The following is a 24,587-nucleotide window of genomic DNA, read 5'->3' as shown; positions in this document are numbered from 1 at the left end:
AGAAAGGGTGACTTATAGTGAGAGAAGCGCGGCAAACAGTGTATGTTAATGAATTTACGAATGGAATCCTTGATCCCGAGCAGGAAATGCTGGGACCAGTCAAAAATGGCGGCCATATTATTGCCAATACGACGCCAGGGTGTTGGGGGCCAATGATTACACCGTGTATTCGCGGCGGACATGAAGTTACTAAACCGGTATTTGTAGAAGGGGCTGAAGTCGGCGACGCGATTGCTATTCGAATAAAGTCTGTACAGGTCACCTCCATGGGCACCTCCTCTGGGAACGATTCACCTGTTGAGGGCAGGTTTGTGGGCGATCCGTTTGTCGCTGTTAAATGCCCGGGCTGCGGGGAGCTTTATCCAGAGACAAAGGTAGTAGGTACTGGACCGGAGTCAGTTCGATGCGCTAAATGCGATACTGATGTGACCCCTTTTGTTTTTACAAATGGCTATACAATCGCGTTCGATTCCAACAGACAGGTGGGTGTCACATTACATAAAGAAGCGGCCGAAGAAGCCGCTAACCAAGGACGCGCATTTATGAACACTCCGGAAAATTCTGTGCAGAACCCGATTGTCGCATTTGCCCCTCATGATCTGGTCGGAACAGTTGCAAGGCTTCGTCCTTTCCTTGGCCAGCTGGGGACAACACCTGGAAGAGCCTTGCCCGATTCTCATAATGCGGGTGACTTTGGCCAGTTCCTTGTTAATGCCCCTCACGAATACGGCATAACATTGGAGCAGCTTGCAGACCGTACTGATGGCCATATGGATATTAACAGGGTTCGTGAAGGTGCAATCCTGATCTGCCCGGTAAAAGTAAAAGGCGGCGGTGTATATATCGGGGATATGCATGCCATGCAGGGGGATGGTGAAATAGCTGGCCATACAACAGATGTATCCGGCATTGTCACCCTTCAAACAATCGTCATTAAAGGATTGAACATCAATGGTCCTATCCTGCTCCCCGTTGGCGAAGACCTCCCTTACCTGGCTAAACCAATTACAAAAAAAGAAAAAGAATCTGCACAGAATATAGCTAAGCAATGGGGAGTCCGCAAGCTGGAGGAATCAATGCCCATTTCCTTCATTGGAACAGGAGCCAACCTGAACGAAGCAACTGAAAATGGCTTACAGCGTGCAGCTGAGGCTTTTGGAATCTCAGTGCCTGAGGTGATGAACAGAGCCACCATTACAGGTTCTATTGAAATCGGCCGTCACCCAGGAGTCGTTACCGTCACCTTCCTTGCTCCCACGAGCTATCTTGACCAATTAGGATTAACGCATTTGGTTAAAGACCATTATCGTGAATTATTAGAAATCTAGTCTTATAAAAGCTGTTATACAGTACCCTGTGAATTAGACAAGTTAAAGTCTGATTCACAGGGTCTTTTTAATACGTTACCTGCACCCACTGCACTCACTCGATACGCAAGCAAAAAGATGACCCCCCGTTTCAGGAATCATCTTTTTAAAGTAAACAAGTTTTTTAAATGTTCTTCTTAATCTAAGAAGCTTAAACAATTTTGCAATATTTTATACCTAACTTTATCTTAACCCTGTTCCAACCTTCTGAAGTACCTTCAATCCCTGGCCCATATCCGAAGCAAGGATATAATTCCGATCAACAAATACTCCCCACACATTTGCTTTATCGGATACATAGGAACCGACTTCAACCGGGTTGCTTGGATCTGTCAGGTCGACCATTCGAATACCATCTGAATAATGTGACAGATATAGAGTGTTTCCTCTAACTTTCGGGTCGTGAACAGTATAGGTTCCTGGCTGTCTTTCCCCTGCTTTAATTTGGACAGCGGAATTCAGAGTTCGGAAGGTGCTCAGCAAAACTGGATTGCTCTTATCCTTAATATCATAGACTCGTACATATCCCCATCCTCTTTCGAATTCTGGATCATGTGGATCAGGATTGAACACTTCTCTTGTTTCGATGAGGATATTTCCCCCATGAGCTAGTGCGGCTGAATGCGCGGCTCCCTGAACGTCACGTTCGAATTTAGTGCGGCCTACGAATTTTGGATTTTCCGGATCTTCAATATTTAAAATGATCGTACCGAGATCCCAGTAGGACAGATATGCATATTTACCTGTCTCGTCGGCAATTACACTGTGAAGGAATGCAGTCCTTGACGCTCCTGTCTCATCCTTATATGTATAATTACCGTCAAAAGCACCGCCTACTTCTGTTGGATCCCAATTGGACAAATCTTTTGGCTGCGTTGGATCTGTCACATCGACAATGGAGAAATCATTCACTGTTACTCCCTGGTCTTTGTATCTTTTTGCCTGGTAGTTAGTTGCAAGCAGCAGCAAACGATTGTTTTGCTCAGTCAGCCAGAATTCATGCGTGCCAGTTGGCAGGTTTGAAGGGGTTTTCCAAAAGCCTAATTTCTTTGGTGAAGCAGGATTTGTGACATCATAAAGCACAACTCCGCCATTCGGAGACGTTTCTCCTTCATAGCCATATCGTTCCTTATCAACCCTTTGTACACTAATCGCTGCGATATCGCCCTGGAAAGCCGGGGTACTCACGGATTGAACAATAACTTTTTCCTGCCAAGTTCCCGGAATATCATTCCCAATGACAGCTACTTCCTTAGGATTCGCAGGATCTTTCATGTCAAAAATCCGGACTCCCTCGTTTGTCATTTTTCCTCTATGTGTTCCCAGATAGGCATATCCTTTATGGGCAAACACATCAGCAGTAGTTACAGACGAACCTTTTAGTTCCTTCAATGGCACTGCGGCAGTCTCCTGGAGATTCATAAAGTTTTTAGAACCCTTAACTTGTGGAATTCCGCCAAATGTCGAAACTCCAGCTTCAATATAACTTTTTTGCCCATCCTCACAGGCCCAGGCGAGACTTGTGCCTGCCAGAGTAATAGCCAGAGTTCCGGCAAGTACTTTTGACGATAGTTTTAACATTGAAAAACCTCCTTTTCCTAGTTAATTACTAAGAATACAGCAGAAGGAGATTCTGAAAAAGTTCACAAAGAACCAATTCTATTTTTTGTAAAAATAGGAAGGTGCTCCTAAAAACATTTTCTTAAAACCCTATTTGTCTTATTTTTATTGGGAAAATGTTTTCAGACAGATGCCTCAATGCCTTTTACATAAGGCCAACTCTGTACCTTCCGGATACAAAGCGAGGTATTCCTCGTCTTCAGGGTTTAAATAAGCTATTTTTACTCCTTCAAGCAGGTTGTTATTCTTTAATTCTTCTATGATTGTTCGTGTTGCTTTCTTAACATCGACAACATAGTTGAAAATATTAGCTGTACCACTGCCGATATCTCCGCCATCACAAGAACCGTTGCCTGTCCAGCCTAAACATTCATTCATTAAATCCTCAACATGATGTCGTTTTTCCAGAGTTGCTTCCATCCGGTCTTCTTCATAGCTGTACTGAACTACAAGTTCGAATAGTTCATCTTCATCTAGATAATCGTATCCCTCACTAGCTTTTTCTTCTGCTAATTCATTCATTAACTTTCCTGCCTTTTGGAATAGTGAAAGTTTCTTTTCATCAGTCTCACCAATATCTCCAATAGTACCGTAATGAATGACCAGTGTTTTACCATCTTGCCAGATTTCCCAATACAAAACTTCAACATCAGTCTTTTTAATCATCTTAATCAAGATTAGCACCCCATATCGTTTTTTTTAGCATTGCAATAAAAGGTTCAACTCAAACTTTATTTTAACAATCAAAAAGACCGTCCAAAAGTGCTGATAAGTCTGTCTTTTGGTATTGATTTTTTGGGTTCTCTCCTCTCCTTAAAGAGAACCACTCTTTGAACATGGTTCTTCTCTGAATGTCTATTAAATACACTTTCTTAGACATTTTGAAAAGAGTTCCTCGCTGAAATGTCTATTAAATCTACTTTCTTAGGCATTGTTAAGGATGAAAACCACTTCGGATTCTTGCTTCCAAAATCATAAAATCATGTAAAATATAATTTTCCCAAGCGATAATGCTGGCATTGATCATTTTACCTATATTGCTTATGGTTGAAGGTTACTATTTATCTATTTCCATACCTGAATCTGTCGAATGTGAAACACATGCTTCAAGCAGGAGCTCTTTTTTTCCGGCATCAAGCGATAAAATCGTTAAGCTTGTACCATGGATGAATGGCGGCTCCCATAAGTGTTTCAAAGAAGAATTCCGGCATAGCAAGTATAAGGTTTTAATGACAACGCCATGAGTAACAATCAGGACATTACCATCTGTCGCGGTTTTCTCCAAATCCTGCAAAAACTCCATTAGTCTTTGCTGAACCTGTAAAAATGTTTCACCACCAACGCTTTTATAGATTTCAGGCTCGTTCCAGTACGCCTCGAACTCTTCGGGGTATAGATATTTGACTTCATCCTCTGTTTTTCCCTGCCACGCTCCCAGATCGATTTCCATCAACCTTTCTTCGGTGATCAACGGAATCATCCGCTCTCCTTTTACCAGCCTGGCTGTTTCTAAAGTTCTCCCGCTAGGAGATGAAAGGATCTGCCGGAATTCTGTGTCCCGAAGCCTTGCTCCCAGAGAGAGGGCATCTTTTTTTCCTTTATCAGTAAGTGAAGAGTCCAGTCTGCCCTGGCTTCTTTTTTCTTTATTCCATTCTGTTTCACCATGTCTGATTACATATAAATGAAGCATGTTTCACCCCGAGTAGTTAATTTCATGAAAATAGCCGCCAGATATCGAAATAAGTTCATTCTTGATTTGTTCCGGAAAGACCGCCACAAAGCATGTCGATGGGCCGGAAGATTTTAATACTTGGATGGTTGTATCCACATTTTCTTCATTGAATGTGACATTCCCAAAAAGAGTATTAAGTTCATGAAGAATTCCCTTGGAGCCCACAGGAATCGTGACCACACCATCCAAATTGCAAACCTGCGCAAAAACAGACAAAGGAACAACCTGTTCTTCCCTTTCCACTACCTCCTGCCCGACCAGCGGAGAGCCAATCACAGTTAGGCAGGTCTGAGCGTTATATGTCAGCTTATCGGTATTTTCGGTTGATTTTCTTTTTCCCAAAACCGACATCCCAACAGCAGATTGATTCAATGAAAAATTGCTTTCCGTGCTCCCGTTAATCCTGATGTCTACCTTTCCAAGCTCACGAACTCCCTGTTCAATGCCTTGTAAAAGTTCATCCCAGGCTCTCTCACCGCAGAAGTTCTGAACAATAGCCGCAAAAGGTTCGGCACCCGCACTTATGCATTCCATGACGGCCACTCTGAATGAATAGTAGGCGACGGTTTTATAAGAAACATGAACCGCGTCACCCTCCTTCATCCCAATACAGCCGCTGTTATCACTGGCTATCACCAGGTTTTCTTCTTCATTGAAAGGAATCACTAATATATCTCTCATTTGCTTTCTCCCTCTATGCTATAAATCCGTTTATGCTTGTCTAGAAAATGGAAGGAGGTGTCCAAGCACTCTAGCGACCTTCGGCAAAACGACATAAGCAAGGACAGTATTTAAAATCGAACCGATAAACAATGATGGCACAATAGCTAAGTAAAAGGACTTACCCATTAACATGATAAACGGCAGCGGGGCGGCAAAGCTGTTGCCCAGGATAAATAAAGCGGCGGCAGACCAGGGTTTGCCATTTCTATATAACAAGCCGTAAACATAAACAAGAAGAACCATTTCACCGCCAACCAGGAAATGAAAAGGTCCGAGCGGCATTCCAGCAATAATTGCAGATAGCAGGTGACCGATTCCCCCAACTGCTGCTCCTGCTGGTCCTCCTAAAAGTCCGGCTGCCATCAGGGCAGGCAAGGAATCTAATGCCACACTCCCAATCACTGCCGGGATCTTAATGAAAGCGCCCGCCGCCGAAAGGGCGATGAACATAGCCAACCAGGATAACTTTCTATTCTTCACCCTGCTTTTCCTCCTTGCGCTTTCCCTCCCTGAATACCTTGGCACTTCGTACGTATTCAACATCCTGCAGATTGAGTCTGAAGTTAATCACCCTGGCAAGAGCAAAGAAGTAATCAGACAATCTATTTAAAAATTGCAGAGCGGTTTCCGAAACTTCCGGGTCAGACTTCAACAATGAAACTACTAGCCTTTCAGCCCTTCTTGTGACGGTCCGGGCAAGATGAATCGAAGCGGCAGCAGGAGCTCCTCCCGGTAATATGAATCTCTCAAGCTTCGGAGCTTCCACAATCAGTTCGTCAATTTTCTTTTCAAGGTATTCAACGGATTCCTTTGTCAGTTTTAGCTCCCGGTTCTTCGTTACATTTGCTAAGTCACCGCCGCAGTCAAATAGCTCATGCTGGATTTTTTCCAGATCTTCAAGGACATCTGAAAAAATTGCAGGATCCAGCTGGGTAACAGCCTGGCCTACAAAGCAGTTCACTTCATCTACGGTTCCGTATGCTTCTACACGAATATCATCTTTTTCAACACGGCCTCCGATAATGCTTGTTTTTCCTTTATCGCCTGTTCTTGTATATAATCTCATGTCCATTCCCCTTTATTTTAGTTTTTGACTGATTCCATACCAAATCACGTCAACCCGTTCAGCAGCTGATACAAGGTCTTGATAAACCCATCCTGTCGTATCACGCCATGATCGATCTTCGGTAGCAATGGGAACAATGCCTTTAGAAATGTCACTCCCTATTAGCACCAGTTTCCGCTGCTGGTCCTTACTTTCCCATTGCAGCCACTGCCGAATGATCGACTGCCATGTTTCCCGGCTTTCATCAGCAGCAATACTTCGAGTCTCTTGTCGAATCCACACTTCAATGCCTTCCAAAACGATGATTTGCTTACCATTCAGTACAGGGATTTCGTCCCCTTTGTAAGCTGAGGTCCACGTAAACTCTTGACCATCTAGCTGATATTGCTCCCTGACCCATTTTGATTTTCCATTAAAGGCACCTCCCGTAACGAAATGCATCGTTCACCCCTCCTTAAACCCTCTCTGCTCCAGGTTAATTGATAGCCGCGGCCATACGGAATGCTCCATTCCCAAAAATCTCTCTTTTCAGGAGAATATGCAGTCAATAAATAACGAATCACTCCACCATGTGTGACTAATGCAGATGTTTTTACTCGATGTTCAATCATTTTCCCGGTAATTTCGCCCCAACCTTTATTTACGCGCTGAGTAAAGGCAAAAAAGGATTCCCCATTTGGTGGAGAAATTCTGAAAGGTTCATCCAGCCACTTTTGATAGATGACATCGTTCTTCAGCTGTTCGTATGTTTTCCCTTCCCATTCTCCAAAACTCATTTCCCTAAGTTCAGGTACCACCTCTGCAGTTTTGTTAGGAAAAAGGACTTTCGCAGTTTCCCTGCACCTTCCAAGATCGCTTGTATAAATCCTATCGAAATCCTCAAGAATCTCAGGAAAAACCTGTCCAGGCACCAAAGGTGAATCCGTCCATCCCAGGTATGCCTGACGTTTATTTTCCATCGTCATCCCATGGCGAAATAATGCAATAGCCACAATGTCATCCACAGTAATACCTCCGTTAGTTCGACACTTGCGCCTAGCGTATCCCCGGTCAACCCTCCAAACCATTCCACTATCTTCTGCTTAAGGAATAAGGTAACGAGAATGACAGCAATGAGATAGCTGGCCAGGCTTATATATACACCATTAAAAAGCAGAATCCCTGCAAAACCAAGAAGATAAACCGGGTAAATCCATAACGTTCTCTTTGATGAAGCATTTTTAAACAATGCCCCTAGCCCTTCATTTTTTGCTGGCCTGACTGTAACGAGCAGGACTCCCATGACTGTTCTGCTAAGAAAAGGAATAGCAAGTGCTAGCAAGTAGGTAGCACTATCCATCATGCCTACAATTTCGTATAGAAAGAAAAACTTTGAACCCAACAGTGTAATAACGGACAAGACACCAAACGCCCCGGTCCTTGGATCCTTCATGATTTCTAATCGCTTTTCCTGATCCCGGTAGGAGAAAAAAGCATCACTAGAATCGATCCAGCCATCAAGATGGATCCCACCGGTTATAAGAATACTTGCAAGCCACAGCACAAATGCAGCTGCAAGAGTAGAAAATGGTGTCCACTCCATAATGCTATATAGAAGACCTGCGTAAATTGCACCTTGCACGATCCCCAGTAAAGGGAATGTTTGAATCGCTCTTTCCAGATGCTTTTTGTCCATTGGCAAGCTAAAAGGAATCGGTATAGTCGAGAAGAACTGGAGATTGATCAGAAATCCCTTAAACCAACTCATGGCTTTTTCTCCAATTATAAGAAATTCCCTTCAGCCTGTCCCAGTCGAGATGTTCTTTCAGATGGTCCGCCAGTTCATCATACTTCTGGTCCTTGAGCCTGCCTATATAAACCGGTTTTTGTACTGGCAGCCCCTTGGCCTGTCTAATGGAATTCAGCCAGAGATTTCTCCATTCATCATTGTGAAAAATATGATGCAGATATGTACCAATAATGCGGCCATTCTTTCCATAAAAACCTTCTTCCCTGCCATTATTCAACAACAAAAATGGCTGACGGCATCCGATTTCAGTTTGCCCAAGATGAATCTCATAACCCTTGACAGTAAGAGTGGTTCCAATGTCTTGATGAAGCTTCCCTTCTATTCTAACGGTGATTTTATCCTTTGAAAAAGTGGTGACAGCCGGAATGATCCCCATTCCTTCTTCCTCTGAGCCTGCAGTGCCGGTATCACTCCCGATCGGATCAATCAGCTTATCGCCAAGCATTTGATAGCCCCCGCAAATCCCAGCTATAAATCCCCCGTTTGCAGCATAATCACGGAGCCAGCTTCCAATCCCGGCCTTTTTAAAATATTGAAGGTCCTTGATGGTGCTTTTTGTGCCTGGCAGGATGATAGCATCAGGTTCACCGATCTCCCCAGGTGAACTGACCCAGCGGACCGAGACATCATGTTCAAGATAGAAAGGCTCTACATCACTGAAATTCGAAATGTATGGAGGCTTGATCACCGCAATATCCAGCCCGGCCTTGTAAGTGGATGCCGGGATTGATAAGGAATCTTCTCCATCAATCATATGGTTTTCGAGAAACGGGAGTACGCCAAGGACTGGAATCCCTGTTCTAGATTCCAGCCATTTAATGCCTTCTTCGAACAAGGATAGGTCACCGCGGAATTTATTGATAATCAAACCTTTTACCCGCAATTTCTCTTCGGGAGTCATAAGTTCCAAAGTGCCAATAATGCTGGCAAATACCCCGCCTCTGTCAATATCCGCGACCAGTACAGCCGGTACATCGGCGATTTCTGCCACCTTCATGTTGACAAGCTCACGGTCCTTTAAATTGATTTCAACCGGGCTGCCCGCACCCTCCATCACAATCATTTCATATTCATCTTCAAGATTTTCAAAAGCGGAAGAGATTGCTTTAAGTCCCTTTTCGTAAAAAATATCCCTGTATGCTTTTCCCGATAAGGTATTGACTGCCTTCCCAAATAAGACCACTTCCGCGTTCTGGTCGGACCTCGGTTTAAGCAGAATGGGATTCATCCACACCGTCGCCTCTGTCCTTGCTGCCTCTGCCTGTATACCCTGGGCTCTGCCGATTTCTTTTCCATCAGAGGTGACATACGAGTTGTTTGACATATTTTGCGACTTGAAAGGCGCCACACGAACACCCTCATTAGCATAGGCCCGGCAGATTGCAGTGGCAATCAGGCTTTTTCCAACATCAGATGCTGTACCTAGAACCATGATTCCCTTCATGAAGAACACTCTCCCTTCATCATAATCGGCACACCAGCTTCCACTAAATAAGCATAATCTGCTTCTTTCACAATAGCTTGATGAAGCTGGCCCAGCACCTTAGCATAGGTAAATACAAGCCGATCATCGGTTACCGCTTCTCCAAGGACTTCGTTGCTCACAATGATAAACGCTCTAGCTTGTTCAGCCACTTGCTTCAGCTCATTGATGATTTTTATTGCGATCATTTTCGGGAAGTTATCATTTTTCCACTGCCCATCTTTATAAAAAAATTCATTATTCAGTAACGTTGTCAGGCAATCAAGCAGGACGATGTCGTTTTTTGTGAGAACCATTGATAACGAAGAAAGATTTCTCGGTATTTCCCAGGTTCTCCAATGCAGACCGCTGAATTCCCGGTCCTGTTGATGACGAAGAATTCTCTCTTTCATTTCCTGGTCGCTAGGCTGCCCTGCAGCAACATAATGCAGCTGCCCGGAATATTTAGCTTCCCACTTACCCGCAAGAATCTCCGCAAAACGACTTTTGCCGCTACGAACACCGCCGCTGATAAAAATTAAAGACGACTCTCCAGCCATTCATCCACCGCCTCCATCAATTTGTCATTATCTTCAGGTCCCTTGATCGCAAATCTCAGCCATCCACCTTCAAGTCCAGGAAAGTTCAATGTATGCCTGGGGATGATTCCTCTATTAAGCAGGAATTGCAGAAATGGATACTGGTCTTCAAAAACTGGATCCTTTAGAAGGTAAAAATTAATGCGGGATGGAGAGACTAACAGGTTCCTGTTTTGATAAAAACCGAAAAGACGCCTTCTTTCCTGCTCGATTAAGGTAATTGTTTCTTTTATGTAAGATTCACTATCGAGGCACCATTCACCTGCCTTCAAGGCAATCGCATTCGTGCTCCAGTGTGGCTGGAAGGCTGCGATTTTCTTGATGACTTCAGGATTCGCGAGCAAATAGCCAAGCCTCAAGCCAGGTATAGCAAACATTTTTGTCATCGATCTGATGATGAGCAAATTATTAAATTCATGTATGTATTGAGTGATAGATTCGTATTCTGCGAGGAAGTCGTAAAATGCCTCATCCACGATCAGCAAGCAATGATGCCTTCTGCACTCCTCCAGCAAATGAATAATAATGGGTCTAGGATAGTAGGTACCGGTTGGATTATTAGGATTGCATAGAAATAGAGCATCAGCTTCCTTGAGCTTGTCACTTAAACCCCGATCCTCCCAGCCCCAGTTCGGCGGCAGCTGGTGATACTGCACCTTGCAGCCATTCACCCTGCAAGCTTCTTCATATTCCGAAAAAGCAGGCTGGACAATCACCGCCTGTTTTCCAGCAAGCATCCGGCCAATCAGTGAAATGATTTCCGCCCCTCCATTCCCAAGCAGGACTTGATTTTCATCTAATCCTTCCTGTTCGGCAATCTTTCTTTTTAAAATTGTTCCGTGTGGATCCGGATATTCCGAGACACCCTCAAGGAGCCGAGACCAATTCTCTTTTAACACAGGAGGGAGACCCAGTGGATTAATATTGGCACTGAAATCCAGCTTTTCTTTTGGAACTGGCAGATTCATCGCTTCATATAAATAGTGTGGATTGGCACCATGAGATGGCCATTTCAAAGAGAATCCCCCCAAGCCACAGCACTGTTAAAAACAGAGGGACAGTCGCTGTAACGATTTTGTTTGCTGCTAGAATATGATTTTTCTCAAGAGTGACAAGGGCTTCACCCATCGTGGCACGTTCAGAAATGACGCCTTTATAATAATTGATGCCTCCGAGCTGGACACCCAGTATCGCTGCTACCGCTGCCTCTCCCCAGCCGCTGTTTGGGCTTGGGTGTTTTTTTGCATCACGCCTGACCACTTTCCAGGCGGCAATTCTTGTGTTGTAAAGCGGGCGGTTCATCATGACCATGCAAAGGGAAGTGATCCTGCTTGGCACCCAGTTCGCCAAATCATCAAGCTTTGCCGATGCCCAGCCAAAATCAAAATACTTTTCATTTTTATAACCGACCATCGAATCACAGGTATTGATTGCCCGATAAACAAGTGCAAGCGGAGCTCCGCCAATCACAGCCCAGAAAAGCGGAGCAGTTATGCCATCGCTGGTGTTTTCAGCAACCGTCTCAACAGTTGCCCGGACAATTTCTGGTTCCTCAAGCTGGTCTGTATCTCGGCCAACAATCCAGGAGAGCTTATGCCTGGCCTCTTCCATATCTTGATCGACAAGTGGATGGTAAACCGAAAGTCCAGCCTCCTTGAGGCTTTTTTGAGCAATCGCGGTTGAAATCAGAACAGCTTCCATGAGGATTCCCACCGCTGGATGCAGGTAATAAAAAAAGGATGTGACCAGGATGGCAGCGCTTCCTATGATCAGCAGGACGACAGCGACCATTGCCGTTCCTTTAGCTTTTCTGCCGTTTCCTCTATTCATTGTCCTATCTAACTTATAAATAAGTGTTCCCATCCATTTTACAGGATGCGGCCAATCCGGCGGATCACCAACAAACCAATCAAGGACCACAGCCAGTGTCACGGCGATAAGATGATTCAGAATCATATCTTCACCCTTTTCCGGCTGTTCCTGATTGCTTCTACTGTACATTCATAGACTCCCTTGCCAATGATACGTCCAAGAGGAGTAATCGTGCCGGCGTATTCAAGCTTTTCCCCACGCTGCGTGGAGGCAATTAGAATGCTGTCCGTAGAAGTTCCTGTTGCCACCGTCCCTGACATGGGGTCCCTGATCTCCAGTTCGTGCAGCACCTTTGTCTTCACTTCTGTTGCGGTCATGATACTTTGGATGAAAGCTTCCTCAGTCAGTTCCCCGCTGACGAATATCCATATGTTTATGGTTCCGGGTGATGTGTCATAGGAATAATACTCGCTGCTTTTCGAGGCATCCACCGCATTTCCAATACCTGCAGTAACAACGATAAAGACTGAAAAACCTGCTTCCTGATATTGCTTATAACATACATCCTCTGTCATCACGGCAGTCATCATCCCGACCGTTGCCCCGGGCTTGAATCCCTGCTCCTTCAAATAGTGGATCATTTCTTCCCGATGGTCACTGCAATTATAATCCTTGTTCACATGCCGGTTCACGAACTTGCTGTACCAGCCGGTTCCGGCCCCTACAACTCCTGAAGACATCGTTCTTAAAGGAACAGGAGATTTCAAGACAATGAAATCTCCAGTCACTTCCAGATAGCTTTCTCCTATTTCCACTGGTGGTGTATCGTCTAAAGCATTTGCAGAAGGCAATGCCATTTCTGGCAAGGCATCCTCTGAATGAGAATCAGTGCTAGACTTATTATTTAAAAACATCCGGGTAAACAGCTTTTGCAAGCTCCTCTACTCCTTCTGTCAGCCTCGGCCCAGTTCTTGTCACCTTATCGGAATGAACATCCACTACACGGTTTTCCTTTACGGCAGTAATCTTGTCCCAGCCTTTGCGGCTTGTTACATTTTTCACCGGTTCCGGAGTATAGTAACCATGGGTCGTGATAATCACGTCTGGATTGCTTTTAATAATCGCCTCTGAATCAAGCTTAGGCCATCCTTCTTCTGTTACAGTATTTTCCGCATTAATAATTTGCAGCATTTCGTCAATGAAGGTTTTCTTCCCAGCTGCATAAACTTCAGGCGCCGGGGACACTTCGACAAATACCGACTTTCTGTCTTCCTCTTTTACTTCCTTTGCTTTTGATTTGATCCCTTCAATCTTTTTCTTCATGTCTGCGATCAAAGCATCGGCTTTTTCCTTTTCCCCTGACGCTGTACCAATCATGCTGATAGATTCATAAACTTGATCGAATGTAGTCGCATCATTAACAACAAGTACTGTAATTCCCGCATCTTTAAGCTGTTGAAGACCTGCTGCAGATGTATGTGCACTTGACGCATGGGCAAGGACCAACTCTGGCTTTAAAGAAATGATTTTCTCAACATTGAACTCCATGCCGCCAATTTTTTCTTTCTTCGCTACTTCTTCAGGATAATTATCAAAATCAGAAACTCCGACAATTTGATCACCCAGGTCCAAGCCGTAGGCAATCTCCGTATTGCTTGGTATCAGTGAAACGATTTTTTCTGGTTTCGATTCAATCTTCACTTCTTGTCCTGTTCCATCCGTGATGCTGACAGGGAATTTCACTTCTGCCTTCTGCGCTGTTTCATTTTTCTTTGCAGGCTGTGCGTTTGACTGTTCAGTACTGCTTCCACACCCAGCCAGAGCCGCAATCGTCAATAATAGAGCAAATAATAATGCATTCAACTTCTTCATCTGTCATTCCTCCGAAAATTCTTTTAAAAGGTTTGTACTAAACTTCTTGCAAAACAAAACAAAACCAGTCTATGAAACTAAAAAAACACCTCCATTTTACTCATGGAGATGTTTGTGTCGGTTCCTCTAATGAAAAGCCAGAATCGTTCCAAACACCTCCTATCCTCGTAGGTTGTGGCGCTAAGAATCAGGCAGGTCTCCTGGCTTCTGGTCATTGCTTTCAAGCGCCTTCCCATACAAAATGTACAGTGGCATCAGGCTTGAAGCTCCCAGTTACAGTGGCGGGACCGCGTTGGAATTTCACCAACTTCCCTATTAAGTCTCTAAACTACTATTTCGTTTAGCAGACACCAGATTCTTTATGTATAAAATTTTCCGCTGGTTTCAATTATACACAATTCATGTCGATAGAAGTAATAATTTGTATAAATTATCTAAAATTTAATCTATTAAGTACATTTTTTCTTGGCTTAAAAAGCAGGTAAATGATTAAAAGGCTACTAATAAATAGCTGCTATAATTCCTAACTTTATTCTGCATTCTTTCAAAATAGGTAAGAGTGGATAAACATAAAAAATCAAAAGACTTTAATAAAGCCTTTTGATTTTAACATTAGGAATATCTATATTGTTTAATCACTCTAGTGACGTCTTTCAGCATAGAACCTATATACCCGACTTTCATTTTAACCTGGAGGAACAGGAGCGGTTCCCTTACGTACACAAACTTTCACGATATCTTTTTCACTAAATGACCAGGCAGCCTCTAACTCATTTTCAGGGTCTCTTGGGTCCTGAATTGTTCCAATATTTCCTGTACGTACAAATACATTGCAAAGGACTGCAGCTCCTGTAATGTAAAAAGCATCGCCAGCATTTGCATCTTCACGATCAATCATGCATTGGAACGGGACTTCATCGAGAACCTGGTAGCCTGCAGTGATCTCATCCATTCCTGTTTCCTGGTTGTATAAAATTGTATCATAGGTAATCGTTTTACGAAGGACCCCGCAGATCATGACCTCCTCTGGACAAACAGCTTCTACTGCTGCTTCAATCACATTTGTATAGGTAACAGGATTAAATTCATCCCCTATTAAAGCTGGAGGAACAAGCTGAGTCTTATGTTCAACCATTTGCTTGCAGCATGTCTGCGGATTGGCAACAGGGCAGACAATCCTGCACACCTGTAAATTATCCAAACCAAATGAATTAGAGGCAGCGGTGATTCTCAGTCTGGCAATCGCATTCGCCCCTACATCAACTGTGACTAAATCCCATTCATCATAGACGGGTTCCCGGTAGTTTGCCGGTTCAACTAATCTTGCAATCAAGTTGCCAGTAGCATCAAAAGCCTCTATTGTAACTTCCACTGAAGAGGAATAATAAAAACTGATGGAAGACACTTCAGGGCTAAAAGTCATATCCCTCTCGTTGCCATCAAGCCAATAAATCACAGTGCGGGGAGATGGCCAATTGCCCACATTGCCGCCCGTAATCGTCCGCCAATTATTAAACGTAACAGTGGATACACACAAATCAAGGGGCGGAACGAGGGTATAAGTTGGAGGGCCTTCAAACGTTGTCATGCCGCAGTTTTCCTCACATATAATTTCAAAGTCACTAGCCTGCGCCGGTGCTGCCACACTGGGTGGTTTTTCGTTACTAATAAAATGAGCCATACACAAACCTCCCTTCAAAATATTTTATTCATCCCTAATTTAAGGGTATGGACTTACGTAAAAAATCCGCTTTGCACCATGTTTAATTTAAGATTCAGCTGGTATGAGGAATAAAGCCAAGAAAAAGCACAGGGTATGTGCCCTGCGCTTTTTAATAACAAAAATCACGAAAGTAAAATTGCTAGAATAGCAAAGCAGGTAAATGAAAGAAATATGGGCTAGTTCAACCCGGGAAAGGAGATTTTCGATTTCCTGTAATGGAACTTAAATATTACTTCGATATTTTATTGGAAAATAACCCATTAACCCTGCATTATTCAAAAGTGTGTGTCAGGAACACCGCTCTTCATTGATTATTCTTCTTCTCGCAGAAGTATGGCTTCCTTCGCCATAACAGCAAGTTCGATTGTTTCTATGGTTTTGCAATAATTATTTAAAATATCGCCATCCAAACTGACTTCTTTATGAATATAATCAAGGATATGCCAGTCCTTAAACCAATCTCCACCTTCAGCATCCTCATGAGGAATATTTGGCCAGGCATATTTTAAAGGCGGACTGTACAGCCGCTCGGCACCCTTTCTCAACACGCAATTCTTGACCCGGCGCTTATAAAGGGATCGGGGTAATGATTCATTGATATCATTAAACAAATGTGGCCAATAATCTTTCCGTGAGCCCGTGTGAGGATGCTCATGCGCCCATTTCAACACGCCCTTTAGAATCTCTTCATGCTGAAAAAGAAGCGAATACAATTTTTTACCGAATAAAATTCTTTCGTGGAGAGAAGTGAAATACCGTAAGGCTGAGCCGGTAAGCAAAGCTTTCTCCCTTTTTTCCCCTGAACCATAAGGGAAAATAATGTTATTAAGCTGCAAAAAATCATACATTTTAAAGCTGACCGTACCTGTTACATTTTTTTTGAAATGATGATTTTGAATCAATCTATTTTCCAAATAGCTTTGTTCATTTATTACCATCGCAATCGCCAATGTATAGCTATCCCGTCTTCGCCAAAAATAACTCCACATCGTATCCATGAAGGTGGAAGTGCCGAAAAAAGGCAACAGGTGGAACATTTCTCGGCTGCCTCTCACACTCAGATCATAAATCAAAAATTGAGGGAATATATCCCCAAAAATCAGCCAACTGCCCCGTTCCAGAAAAGAAAAAAAGGCTTTCTGATCACTTTCAGGCAGCAGTTTTGTCAGCAATTCCCCTTTTAGATCCGTCATGTTCCACCCGACGTTTCGGGATACCATATGCGCGAGAAGCGCCCAATGTATCTCTGGGTGCTGAAGATAAAAATGAAAATAAGCCTGGCTGCGTGTAACATTGTTTTGATTATGCTGTTTCGTCTGTTCTTTAATGAATTTAATACATTGTTTATCATGTTCTGATAAACTCGACGGATGGCAGGGAGATTTCTTTTTTATCTTTTTTTTCAACTCTCTTTTTACATCTGAGAAGGAGTTCAGCAAAAACGGCATCATCCTTTGCCATAGATTGTCTTGAGTGTTTCGGTCATTCCCATCAAAGAAATGCATATTCATCTTTCTCCCGGAATATGAATTCAAAGATGAATATTTTTTGAGAGAGGAAGGGTAATATGAGGCAGCGAGTATACAACGAAATGAACAGAATCGCTAATCAGTTAATACAGGACCAATCTGAAGATGGGTCCTGGCGTTATCCTTTCGAAACCGGGATCGCATCGGACTGCAGTATGATTATCTTATTGCGGACATTGGAAATAAATGATGAGGAGTTCATAAAAGAATTGGTGGAACGCATCGCAGGAAAACAGCAGGGAGATGGATCATGGAAACTGTTTCATGATGAGGAAAAAGGGAATCTGACATCCACTGTGGAAGCTTATTACTCCCTCCTTTATTCTGGTTACCGAAATAAAAAAGATCCGGAAATCCAGGCGGCAAGACGCTTTATTCTGGCCAACGGAGGCGCCGCGGAAGTCCATATGTTTTTGAAAATCTTGATGGCCGTAACAGGACAATGTGCATGGCCGCACTTCCCCATTAATATAGAAGTGATGCTTTTACCTGACTCCTTTCCAATCAATCTTTTTGACCTCTCTGTATATGGCAGAGCCAATATTATCCCTTTTTTGATACTCGCCAATACGAATTTTCGTAAGCGAACACCTCGGTCGCCCAATCTTTCCGATTTATTTCAAAATAACCATGTCCGTTTTTTTACACAGGATGAAGAAAATGAGGCGCGCTCGTTGATCAATTGGATAAAACAAGGGATCAAGGGCTTGAAATACCATGGAAACCTTCGCGAATTGTCCTTATATCGCGCCGAAAAATATATGCTGGATCGGCTTGAACCCGACGGCACCTTTTGCAATTATTTCAGCTCGACTTTTCTGATGATTTTCGCCTTACTGGCGAGAGGCTATCCAAGCACACATCCGGTGATTACTCGCGCCGTGCAAGGTTTAAAAGCAATGGCCACCCGAATAGACGGAGAACTTCATTGCCAGTACACGACGGCTACGGTCTGGAATACGACTTTAATTAATTATGCACTGCAAGAATCCGGACTCCCCTATTCATCCGGCACTATTCAAAACGCAAATCATTACATTCTCTCCCGCCAGCATCTCAAATACGGAGATTGGGCCATTCATGAACCGAATCTGTTGCCCGGAGGCTGGGGGTTTGCGGATTTGAATACATTTCACCCGGATATTGACGACACAACAGCAGCACTTCGGTCGATACGTACATTGGCCACAGAGCAAGTAGATAGCCGGCAGGCATGGGATCGTGGCATAAACTGGCTCATTTCCATGCAAAACAATGACGGAGGCTGGCCGGCATTCGAAAAAAATGTAGATAAGAAAGTGTTGAATTTGTTACCGATAGAGGGTGGAAAAGATTTATTGATTGATCCGTCTACCGCTGATTTAACGGGAAGGACTTTAGAGTTCTTCGGTAACTACTCCCATTTGGATTTCCACCACCCAATGATAAAAGACGGGATTCGCTGGCTGCTGCGGCATCAAAATTCAGATGGATCCTGGGTCGGGCGCTGGGGCGTGTATATTTATGGAACATGGGCCGCTGTTACAGGAATGGTTGCAGTTGGGGTTTCTCCGAATCATCCCGCAATCCAAAAGGCTCTAACCTGGCTGCGGAAAATCCAGAATCCCGACGGTGGCTGGGGAGAATCTTGTAAAAGTGATATCAAAAAACGGTATGTGCCCCTCGGCGAAAGCACCCGCACACATACCGCCTGGGCTCTTGACACACTCATCTCAGCAGCAAATGAAGTTACCCCTGAAATTGAAAACGGTGCAGCTTTTTTAGTGGATAGGAAGAAAAAAGAGTGGACGACGACCTACCCAAAAGGAAGGGGAATGGCCGGAGCCTTTTATATCAATTACCATTGTTATGAGTATGTTTTTCCATTGCTAGCTCTGGCTCATTTTCAAAAATTAGCTGGCGGGCAGCTCTTAACCAGTGAATAATACATTTATGAATTGTGCTCTCTTGTTTGGATTTCGCATAATATTCATTCCTGTCCCATAAAATGAACAAACCACAATAAACGACAATATCGGAAACAAGGAGGCAGACTAAGATGTTAGCGGAGTTCCACCAATTTTTAGATCTGAAAACATTAATCTGGTTGTTTCCCATCATTTTTATTTTTCATGACCTCGAAGAAATCATAACCATTGAATCTTCCATGGCTGCAGACAAATATCCGAAGACTAACTTCGTTAAAAGGACATTAAGAATGAGGCAAAAGCTTGGGTCAACCGCTGCCGAACTTGCTGTTTCAGCAACATGGATTTTACTGATTATCTCCTTCACTGCAGTGATGACCGCTAAGTTTTCATCTAACGGAGAAGGCTTTCTTATGTTTATAGCCATTCTTAATTTATTTGTTTTGCAGGCAACCATGCATATCGTTCAAAGCATCAAGTTCAGGGCCTATACACCTGGCATCATAACGTCCCTGTTCCTCCTGATCCCTTACTGCCTCGTTACCTATTATTTTTTAGCCGAATCTGGACAGATGGACTGGCATTTATTTTTCATCAGTCTTCCGGTTAGTTTAATCATGATACTGGTTTTTCTGGTTGGCAATCTTTTAGGCCGTTATTTTATTCGATGAATCTCCCTATATTTTTTAAATAAATCGATTGACGGTTTCAGTAGTATTTTGCTGTCCTTCCTAAAATAAAACTCTACGATCTTTTGGAACTTTGAATGAAATTCTTAAGGGAACATTAACTTGCATCACTTGGTCTTAACATACCTGGCAAGTGAACATATTTGTAAGGAAAAATAGTTTTAAAAAAACAGACAGGAAGATCTCCTGTCTGTTTTGTAGTTTAATATATTCACAGATTTTCCTTCATGAGTGCCGCTAGTTCTAAATTATCTTGATCCACATCTCTCTCTAGACTCTGAATAATCAACTCTTGCCTTTCCACTGGATGGTTTTGACTTAGTTTCGCTTTTGCCTCAATCTTTGTAATGGTGATCTTAAAAGCTACAATGCCTTTACTCATTCCTTCAACATATCTGCTGTCAACGTTCTTCAAATTGTATGTACTACCTGGCTTTTCATATTTATTTACCATGTCATTCAAAGAATCCAGTATTACTTTTTCATCTTCAATAATCTCCACCCTTCCGTATAAATGGATGGCAACGTAATTCCAGGTAGGTACTGCGTCTTTTATTTCATACCAGGAAGGTGAAATATAACAGTGAGGACCCTGGAATACTACAAGAACAGATTGATTCTCGATATCCTTCCACTGTCCATTCGGGCGAGCAAAATGGCCATATAATGCATTTTCATCTTTCCTAAGGATTAATGGCAGATGAGTAGCATATGGTTCTCCCTTATGTGTCGAGTACAAAGTGGCAAAACTATACTTTTCAATAAACTCATAAATCTTCTCTTCCTCTTCGAGCTTAAAATGTTTGGGTATATACATACGATTTACTCCCCCTTAAATAATCGTCACTCTGTTCCGCCCTTCATGCTTTGACTGATACAAGCCTCTGTCCGCCCGACTGATTAATGAATCGATTGATTCACCCACGATAAACTCTGTCACTCCAAAACTTACTGTCTGTCTCCCGGCTGTCTCAAAGCTGTGTTCCTGAATTTTTAAGCGCAGTTCTTCAGCCAGCTTCTGTACGTTTTCTCGAGATTGAGCGGAAATGATTATAAACTCTTCCCCTCCCCAGCGGCCAAACTGTTCGTACGATGACAGGTTTTCTTTAATAAGGACAGCCAATTCCCTAAGGACGGAATCCCCAACTTTATGTCCGTATTTGTCATTAACACATTTAAAATGATCTATATCGAAAAATAATAGAGATACTGGCACTTCTGTTTCTGACGACACTTTTTCTTCCAGCCAAATATCGATTTGATGACGATTGGCGATTCCTGTCAATGCATCAGTAAAAGCATTCTCTTTCATATCTTCAAAGTCGGAAAAAAGTTTAATTAAAAACTGTGAGAAATAAATAATCAGGATGTAAAATAGATAGGCAACATAAAACTGTGTAACCGAAATTAAGTAATCTTCGGACATTTCACGGAAATTCACTAAACCCATCACAAAGATGACCATAAAAACAGTTAGTGAAAAGACCAGCCCGCGCCTTCCTCCAAGAATAAGGAAAAAGCTCAGAATCACAGCAGGCACCCACATCACTGTAACCCCAAATGCTCCAGCTTTATCAATGGCAATATAATTAAAAAAGCCATCGTATACTGTTCCGATATGCATAGCAGAAATAATGATTAATGTTCCATACTCCACAAAACGCATGAGCCTTTTCTGATACAACATGAACAAACTGATAGTGAACCAGCAGGTCAGTACTACTGTAATTGCTATATATTTACCATGTCCTGGACGGTTGAATACGAAAAAAATATAAGAGATCATAGCCAGCAGACTGGGTATGATCATACTTAGATAGACAGTCCTTTTAAAGTCCTGCAAAGAACCTAATTTTCTCAATTATGTTTTCTCCTTTATGTAAAAGGGACCAATTAATCATGCAATTTCGTCCATCATAGCGGAACGGTAACTGTCTGAGTAGCCTTGGTCAGACCTTGTCCGTTTAGAAATACGAATCCATCTCAGTGGATTCGTATACTAAATATAGTATTTTAATTATACTCGAATTTTAGTTCATAGCTAAAGATAAAAAAAATTTTGCTATGTCTTTTTGTGTTTGCATCACCAAAAGACAGAATGACATATAAAATGGAGATCTCCATTTGTCATCAAGGATTTCAAGCAGAAGAATGAAATTAAGAAAAAGCATCTTACAGATATTAAAAATGCCCTTCTACAAAAAAAGTCAAGGTGACAGAAAATATATGTCTACGCTGCGGAAGTCCGCTTGTATCCAGAACAGTGAATAAAGGTATATTCATAGGCTGCAGCAGCTATCCAATTTGCCGATTTACTGCTTAGTTTTTCAAGAATAAACAAAAAAAAACATAACCCTTGAGTATCAGGCAGTCTATTTCACTCCAAATGGGTTTGCTAAAAGACCATAATCGAAGCTATAAAACATAAGCCTGTTTCCTGCACAGTCAGCAAGGAATCAGGCTAAAAATGTCACATATTAGTATTCTTAAATTTCTTATTTACCCAAAAATCCACCCTCGGATTTTATCGTTTGTCCAGTAATCCATCCAGAATCATCACTGGCTAAGAACGTAATTAACCTCGCCGCATCTTCAGGTACTCCTATACGTCCTGTTGGAAACAGTGGCAATAGCTGTTCTCTCAATTCATCATTTATCCAACCGGAATCAGTGGGACCAGGATCGACAGAATTCACTGTGATACCGATGGGGACTAACGCCACTGATAATGGTTCGGTTATGGCGATAATCATTCCTTTAGTTGCTATATAGGCGAGATTGTTAGGGTCAGGACCTTTAGATACCATATTAATGATTCGGCCATCTTTCCCCTCAGGAAATGACTTTTCATACCGTTTGGCAAATTCCAGTGACAGCATAAGTGTCCCACTGTTGTTCACTTTGTAATGCATGTCCAGAATCTCTCTATTCAAAGTTCGAAAACTTGCAGGAGATTCAAAGGTAGCGTTGTTCACTAATATGCCAGGGGTTCCCAACGTTTCTACAACCCTGTCCATAATAAGACTGGATGATTCATTACTACTCAAATCAACTTCCATGTGAGCAGCATTCACTCCAATATTTCTTAACTCTTCACATAACATATTGGGGAAATCCTCATCATTACCGCTCATCTCATCAAACGGAGACCAATGTGTAAAAAACACATCTGCCCCAGCATTCGCAAGTGAGCGACAAATCGCAGCCCCTATTCCCTTTGAACGACTTGCACCAGTAACAATTGCAAGTTTTCCTTTTAGATTAGCCATTTTAATCCTCACTCTTCCATTATTCTATAAAGGCCTATCCGAAGTTTGATTATCTATCGCTTACTACTAAAAACAGCTGCACGTCTTGCAGAAAAAAGCGATGCTTACTTCCAGATTAAAAGTTGGTGAATATTTCCGCCGACATTACATGCCACACGGTAGGTTATCAGTAAGATTTACCAAGTTAATTCTCTAAGTTTAAAAGATTATAGCATCCAAAGCAAAGAGCCCTGCTTCCTAACTAATTCTTTTGTTTTTACGTTTCTTTTTGTTTTTGGCATTGGGTGGAGGAGCAACAGGTTCTAATGTTTCCTTCTTTGCCAGTAAGATCTCTTTCTTTCTAAAATACCACTTGATAAATCTTTGATAGAAAGGACTTACAACAAAGAAAAAGACGAGGATTAGAACAGCTCCAATAATTATTTCATGAATCCATCCATTATTCTCAAATTTAAACAGTAAAAGAAGAGTCGGGATCATAGCTAGCATAGCATGCAATAAAGGATATCCCATAAAGCCACAAGTCAAACAAAAGCCAATTACATCAAGGACAATTTTTCGGCAGATCAAAAATGAAACAAGCACTATCAGAATGCTCACCAGCGACCATATTAAGTTATTTACATTTTCAGGCACCCCTGGTTGAATGATGAATCCTGATAAAGCTGAAACGAAATTGAATAAGAATCCCATTAGCCAACCAAATACAAATATGTAGACTAAACCTTTAAGTATATTTCTAAAAAAAGCCATCCCACTTCTCCCCAAGACCTTTTTTGATAACAACAGCCACTTTTCTTCCACCTTCTCCTAGTCTCGAATCCATTTCTTCATAAACTGATCTTTTGTTCATTTGTTAGGCCATCCACTGAAGTTTCCAGCAATCTATTAAAGGGTATGTAAATGTCTTTTTAACCATCATCTTTTCTCCTATTTGCCTTTATCTACCCCTCAACATCAATCAAAAATATCCTTTCCCTAAACCCGCCTCTAACCTCTGCTTTCCGTTTACGAATTTCCTCAATCTGATTAAATTTATAACCATGAACTTCTGCTAGCGAATACATTACTTCTAATAAATCTGCCAATTCTTCAGCTGCTTCTTGTGTGCTAGCACTATTTGTGTATTCGTTCAGTTCCTCAAATGCTTTCTTTTTCAACTCTTTGATATATTCATCATGTACCAGTTTTTTTGTATTAAATCCCTTTCCTGACTGATGAATGATTTCAGGTATTCGGTCCCTGACTAACTTGTTATAAACCTTTGACTTACCCATACTTAGACCACTAACCCACACATAACATTTATATGAATACTTCTGCCTCGTAAATTTCCCGGAAAATCAAATTTTTCCACAGTAAAATATGCAGCCATATCATTTTCCCTCTATTCAGAATATACTTTAGTTAAATTATACCATTTCCCTG

Annotated in this window: 26 protein-coding genes and 1 riboswitch; of the genes, 4 read left to right on the top strand and 22 right to left on the bottom strand. The window is 42.3% G+C overall.

Annotation, left to right across the window (positions count from 1 at the left end):
* Positions 1 to 17 precede the first annotated feature (17 nt).
* Positions 18 to 1,328 (top strand): acetamidase/formamidase family protein, encoded by a 1,311-nt coding sequence (locus B5X77_RS15390; RefSeq protein ID WP_079508849.1) that lies wholly within the window; start codon positions 18 to 20, stop codon positions 1,326 to 1,328.
* Positions 1,329 to 1,550: 222 nt separating this feature from the next.
* Here B5X77_RS15390 and B5X77_RS15385 read toward each other — a convergent pair whose 3' ends face one another.
* The 17 genes from B5X77_RS15385 to B5X77_RS15305 all read right to left on the bottom strand — a co-directional run bounded on the left by B5X77_RS15385 (position 1,551) and on the right by B5X77_RS15305 (position 17,270).
* Entirely contained in the window at positions 1,551 to 2,948 is a 1,398-nt protein-coding gene (locus B5X77_RS15385) for an LVIVD repeat-containing protein (protein ID WP_079508848.1), read from the bottom strand.
* 174 nt (positions 2,949 to 3,122) lie between these two features.
* Positions 3,123 to 3,662, bottom strand: a complete 540-nt coding sequence (locus tag B5X77_RS15380; protein ID WP_079508847.1) for a WGR domain-containing protein — start codon at positions 3,660 to 3,662, stop codon at positions 3,123 to 3,125.
* 382 nt (positions 3,663 to 4,044) lie between these two features.
* Positions 4,045 to 4,677 (bottom strand): histidine phosphatase family protein, encoded by a 633-nt coding sequence (locus B5X77_RS15375; RefSeq protein ID WP_079508846.1) that lies wholly within the window; start codon positions 4,675 to 4,677, stop codon positions 4,045 to 4,047.
* 3 nt (positions 4,678 to 4,680) lie between these two features.
* The gene (locus tag B5X77_RS15370; protein WP_079508845.1) at positions 4,681 to 5,400 is read right to left on the bottom strand and encodes an ATP-binding protein; all 720 of its coding nucleotides are present in this window, start codon (positions 5,398 to 5,400) and stop codon (positions 4,681 to 4,683) included.
* A 30-nt stretch (positions 5,401 to 5,430) separates the two neighbouring features.
* Positions 5,431 to 5,922 carry an ECF transporter S component gene (locus tag B5X77_RS15365; protein WP_079508844.1) on the bottom strand — a complete coding sequence of 164 codons (492 nt, stop codon included), beginning with the start codon at positions 5,920 to 5,922 and terminating at the stop codon, positions 5,431 to 5,433.
* Entirely contained in the window at positions 5,912 to 6,508 is a 597-nt protein-coding gene (locus tag B5X77_RS15360) for a cob(I)yrinic acid a,c-diamide adenosyltransferase (RefSeq protein ID WP_079508843.1), read from the bottom strand. The genes B5X77_RS15365 and B5X77_RS15360 overlap by 11 nt, the downstream gene beginning before the upstream one ends.
* A 12-nt stretch (positions 6,509 to 6,520) precedes the next feature.
* Positions 6,521 to 6,949, bottom strand: a complete 429-nt coding sequence (locus B5X77_RS15355; RefSeq protein ID WP_079508842.1) for a bifunctional adenosylcobinamide kinase/adenosylcobinamide-phosphate guanylyltransferase — start codon at positions 6,947 to 6,949, stop codon at positions 6,521 to 6,523.
* Positions 6,883 to 7,512: a histidine phosphatase family protein gene (locus B5X77_RS15350; protein WP_079508841.1), complete on the bottom strand. Its 630-nt coding sequence runs from the start codon at positions 7,510 to 7,512 to the stop codon at positions 6,883 to 6,885. The genes B5X77_RS15355 and B5X77_RS15350 overlap by 67 nt, the downstream gene beginning before the upstream one ends.
* Positions 7,470 to 8,255 carry an adenosylcobinamide-GDP ribazoletransferase gene (gene cobS, locus B5X77_RS15345; RefSeq protein WP_079508840.1) on the bottom strand — a complete coding sequence of 262 codons (786 nt, stop codon included), beginning with the start codon at positions 8,253 to 8,255 and terminating at the stop codon, positions 7,470 to 7,472. The genes B5X77_RS15350 and cobS overlap by 43 nt, the downstream gene beginning before the upstream one ends.
* Positions 8,242 to 9,741: a cobyric acid synthase gene (locus B5X77_RS15340; RefSeq protein ID WP_079508839.1), complete on the bottom strand. Its 1,500-nt coding sequence runs from the start codon at positions 9,739 to 9,741 to the stop codon at positions 8,242 to 8,244. Before B5X77_RS15340 ends, cobS begins: the two co-directional genes overlap by 14 nt.
* Positions 9,738 to 10,319: a bifunctional adenosylcobinamide kinase/adenosylcobinamide-phosphate guanylyltransferase gene (locus B5X77_RS15335; RefSeq protein ID WP_079508838.1), complete on the bottom strand. Its 582-nt coding sequence runs from the start codon at positions 10,317 to 10,319 to the stop codon at positions 9,738 to 9,740. The genes B5X77_RS15340 and B5X77_RS15335 overlap by 4 nt, the downstream gene beginning before the upstream one ends.
* Complete coding sequence (gene cobD, locus B5X77_RS15330; protein ID WP_079508837.1) at positions 10,298 to 11,374, bottom strand: threonine-phosphate decarboxylase CobD; 1,077 nt, start codon at positions 11,372 to 11,374, stop codon at positions 10,298 to 10,300. Before cobD ends, B5X77_RS15335 begins: the two co-directional genes overlap by 22 nt.
* Positions 11,331 to 12,314 carry an adenosylcobinamide-phosphate synthase CbiB gene (gene cbiB, locus B5X77_RS15325; protein ID WP_079508836.1) on the bottom strand — a complete coding sequence of 328 codons (984 nt, stop codon included), beginning with the start codon at positions 12,312 to 12,314 and terminating at the stop codon, positions 11,331 to 11,333. Before cbiB ends, cobD begins: the two co-directional genes overlap by 44 nt.
* Positions 12,311 to 13,105: an adenosylcobinamide amidohydrolase gene (locus tag B5X77_RS15320; RefSeq protein WP_257391820.1), complete on the bottom strand. Its 795-nt coding sequence runs from the start codon at positions 13,103 to 13,105 to the stop codon at positions 12,311 to 12,313. Before B5X77_RS15320 ends, cbiB begins: the two co-directional genes overlap by 4 nt.
* Positions 13,071 to 14,042, bottom strand: a complete 972-nt coding sequence (locus B5X77_RS15315) for an ABC transporter substrate-binding protein (protein ID WP_079508835.1) — start codon at positions 14,040 to 14,042, stop codon at positions 13,071 to 13,073. Before B5X77_RS15315 ends, B5X77_RS15320 begins: the two co-directional genes overlap by 35 nt.
* A 173-nt stretch (positions 14,043 to 14,215) precedes the next feature.
* Positions 14,216 to 14,412, bottom strand: a riboswitch (cobalamin riboswitch).
* Between the two features lie 315 nt (positions 14,413 to 14,727).
* Positions 14,728 to 15,723 carry a hypothetical protein gene (locus B5X77_RS15310; protein WP_079508834.1) on the bottom strand — a complete coding sequence of 332 codons (996 nt, stop codon included), beginning with the start codon at positions 15,721 to 15,723 and terminating at the stop codon, positions 14,728 to 14,730.
* 353 nt (positions 15,724 to 16,076) lie between these two features.
* Positions 16,077 to 17,270 carry a DUF2515 domain-containing protein gene (locus tag B5X77_RS15305; RefSeq protein WP_257391819.1) on the bottom strand — a complete coding sequence of 398 codons (1,194 nt, stop codon included), beginning with the start codon at positions 17,268 to 17,270 and terminating at the stop codon, positions 16,077 to 16,079.
* Between the two features lie 62 nt (positions 17,271 to 17,332).
* Between B5X77_RS15305 and shc the strand changes: the two genes are divergently transcribed.
* Both shc and B5X77_RS15295 read left to right on the top strand, forming a co-directional pair.
* Complete coding sequence (gene shc, locus B5X77_RS15300; protein ID WP_079508833.1) at positions 17,333 to 19,219, top strand: squalene--hopene cyclase; 1,887 nt, start codon at positions 17,333 to 17,335, stop codon at positions 19,217 to 19,219.
* A 113-nt stretch (positions 19,220 to 19,332) separates the two neighbouring features.
* Positions 19,333 to 19,872: an HXXEE domain-containing protein gene (locus B5X77_RS15295; protein WP_079508832.1), complete on the top strand. Its 540-nt coding sequence runs from the start codon at positions 19,333 to 19,335 to the stop codon at positions 19,870 to 19,872.
* Positions 19,873 to 20,101: 229 nt separating this feature from the next.
* Here B5X77_RS15295 and B5X77_RS15290 read toward each other — a convergent pair whose 3' ends face one another.
* Both B5X77_RS15290 and B5X77_RS15285 read right to left on the bottom strand, forming a co-directional pair.
* The gene (locus tag B5X77_RS15290) at positions 20,102 to 20,707 is read right to left on the bottom strand and encodes an FMN-binding negative transcriptional regulator (protein WP_079508831.1); all 606 of its coding nucleotides are present in this window, start codon (positions 20,705 to 20,707) and stop codon (positions 20,102 to 20,104) included.
* A gap of 15 nt (positions 20,708 to 20,722) precedes the next feature.
* Complete coding sequence (locus tag B5X77_RS15285) at positions 20,723 to 21,751, bottom strand: GGDEF domain-containing protein (RefSeq protein ID WP_079508830.1); 1,029 nt, start codon at positions 21,749 to 21,751, stop codon at positions 20,723 to 20,725.
* 351 nt (positions 21,752 to 22,102) lie between these two features.
* Here B5X77_RS15285 and B5X77_RS24025 point away from each other — a divergent pair, with 351 nt between their 5' ends.
* Entirely contained in the window at positions 22,103 to 22,213 is a 111-nt protein-coding gene (locus B5X77_RS24025; RefSeq protein WP_079508829.1) for a topoisomerase DNA-binding C4 zinc finger domain-containing protein, read from the top strand.
* Positions 22,214 to 22,385: 172 nt separating this feature from the next.
* Here the strand turns inward: B5X77_RS24025 and B5X77_RS15275 are convergent, their stop codons facing one another.
* The 3 genes from B5X77_RS15275 to B5X77_RS15265 all read right to left on the bottom strand — a co-directional run bounded on the left by B5X77_RS15275 (position 22,386) and on the right by B5X77_RS15265 (position 24,436).
* The gene (locus tag B5X77_RS15275) at positions 22,386 to 23,159 is read right to left on the bottom strand and encodes an SDR family oxidoreductase (RefSeq protein ID WP_079508828.1); all 774 of its coding nucleotides are present in this window, start codon (positions 23,157 to 23,159) and stop codon (positions 22,386 to 22,388) included.
* Positions 23,160 to 23,396: 237 nt separating this feature from the next.
* A complete protein-coding gene (locus tag B5X77_RS15270; protein WP_139378370.1) occupies positions 23,397 to 23,963 on the bottom strand; it encodes a hypothetical protein in 567 nt (188 codons plus the stop codon).
* Positions 23,964 to 24,103: 140 nt separating this feature from the next.
* Positions 24,104 to 24,436: a nucleoside triphosphate pyrophosphohydrolase gene (locus B5X77_RS15265; protein WP_079508826.1), complete on the bottom strand. Its 333-nt coding sequence runs from the start codon at positions 24,434 to 24,436 to the stop codon at positions 24,104 to 24,106.
* Positions 24,437 to 24,587: the final 151 nt, after the last annotated feature.

The sequence above is a fragment of the Mesobacillus jeotgali genome, from assembly GCF_900166585.1.
Taxonomy (GTDB): domain Bacteria; phylum Bacillota; class Bacilli; order Bacillales; family Cytobacillaceae; genus Mesobacillus; species Mesobacillus jeotgali_A.
The sequence above is the reverse complement of the archived record's forward strand: the minus strand, read 5'-3'. Positions and strand labels throughout refer to the sequence as shown.

Coding starts and splice junctions, on each gene's coding strand:
- B5X77_RS15375 (WP_079508846.1), bottom strand. CDS start 4,677: ATGCTTCATTTATATGTAATCAGACATGGTGAAACAGAATGGAATAAA.
- shc (WP_079508833.1), top strand. CDS start 17,333: ATGAGGCAGCGAGTATACAACGAAATGAACAGAATCGCTAATCAGTTA.
- B5X77_RS15340 (WP_079508839.1), bottom strand. CDS start 9,741: ATGAAGGGAATCATGGTTCTAGGTACAGCATCTGATGTTGGAAAAAGC.
- B5X77_RS15385 (WP_079508848.1), bottom strand. CDS start 2,948: ATGTTAAAACTATCGTCAAAAGTACTTGCCGGAACTCTGGCTATTACT.
- B5X77_RS15370 (WP_079508845.1), bottom strand. CDS start 5,400: ATGAGAGATATATTAGTGATTCCTTTCAATGAAGAAGAAAACCTGGTG.
- B5X77_RS15355 (WP_079508842.1), bottom strand. CDS start 6,949: ATGCATTTCGTTACGGGAGGTGCCTTTAATGGAAAATCAAAATGGGTC.
- B5X77_RS15360 (WP_079508843.1), bottom strand. CDS start 6,508: ATGAGATTATATACAAGAACAGGCGATAAAGGAAAAACAAGCATTATC.
- B5X77_RS15265 (WP_079508826.1), bottom strand. CDS start 24,436: ATGGGTAAGTCAAAGGTTTATAACAAGTTAGTCAGGGACCGAATACCT.
- B5X77_RS15310 (WP_079508834.1), bottom strand. CDS start 15,723: ATGGCTCATTTTATTAGTAACGAAAAACCACCCAGTGTGGCAGCACCG.
- cobS (WP_079508840.1), bottom strand. CDS start 8,255: ATGAGTTGGTTTAAGGGATTTCTGATCAATCTCCAGTTCTTCTCGACT.
- B5X77_RS15295 (WP_079508832.1), top strand. CDS start 19,333: ATGTTAGCGGAGTTCCACCAATTTTTAGATCTGAAAACATTAATCTGG.
- B5X77_RS15275 (WP_079508828.1), bottom strand. CDS start 23,159: ATGGCTAATCTAAAAGGAAAACTTGCAATTGTTACTGGTGCAAGTCGT.
- B5X77_RS15305 (WP_257391819.1), bottom strand. CDS start 17,270: ATGCATTTCTTTGATGGGAATGACCGAAACACTCAAGACAATCTATGG.
- B5X77_RS15335 (WP_079508838.1), bottom strand. CDS start 10,319: ATGGCTGGAGAGTCGTCTTTAATTTTTATCAGCGGCGGTGTTCGTAGC.
- B5X77_RS15290 (WP_079508831.1), bottom strand. CDS start 20,707: ATGTATATACCCAAACATTTTAAGCTCGAAGAGGAAGAGAAGATTTAT.
- cbiB (WP_079508836.1), bottom strand. CDS start 12,314: ATGATTCTGAATCATCTTATCGCCGTGACACTGGCTGTGGTCCTTGAT.
- B5X77_RS15315 (WP_079508835.1), bottom strand. CDS start 14,042: ATGAAGAAGTTGAATGCATTATTATTTGCTCTATTATTGACGATTGCG.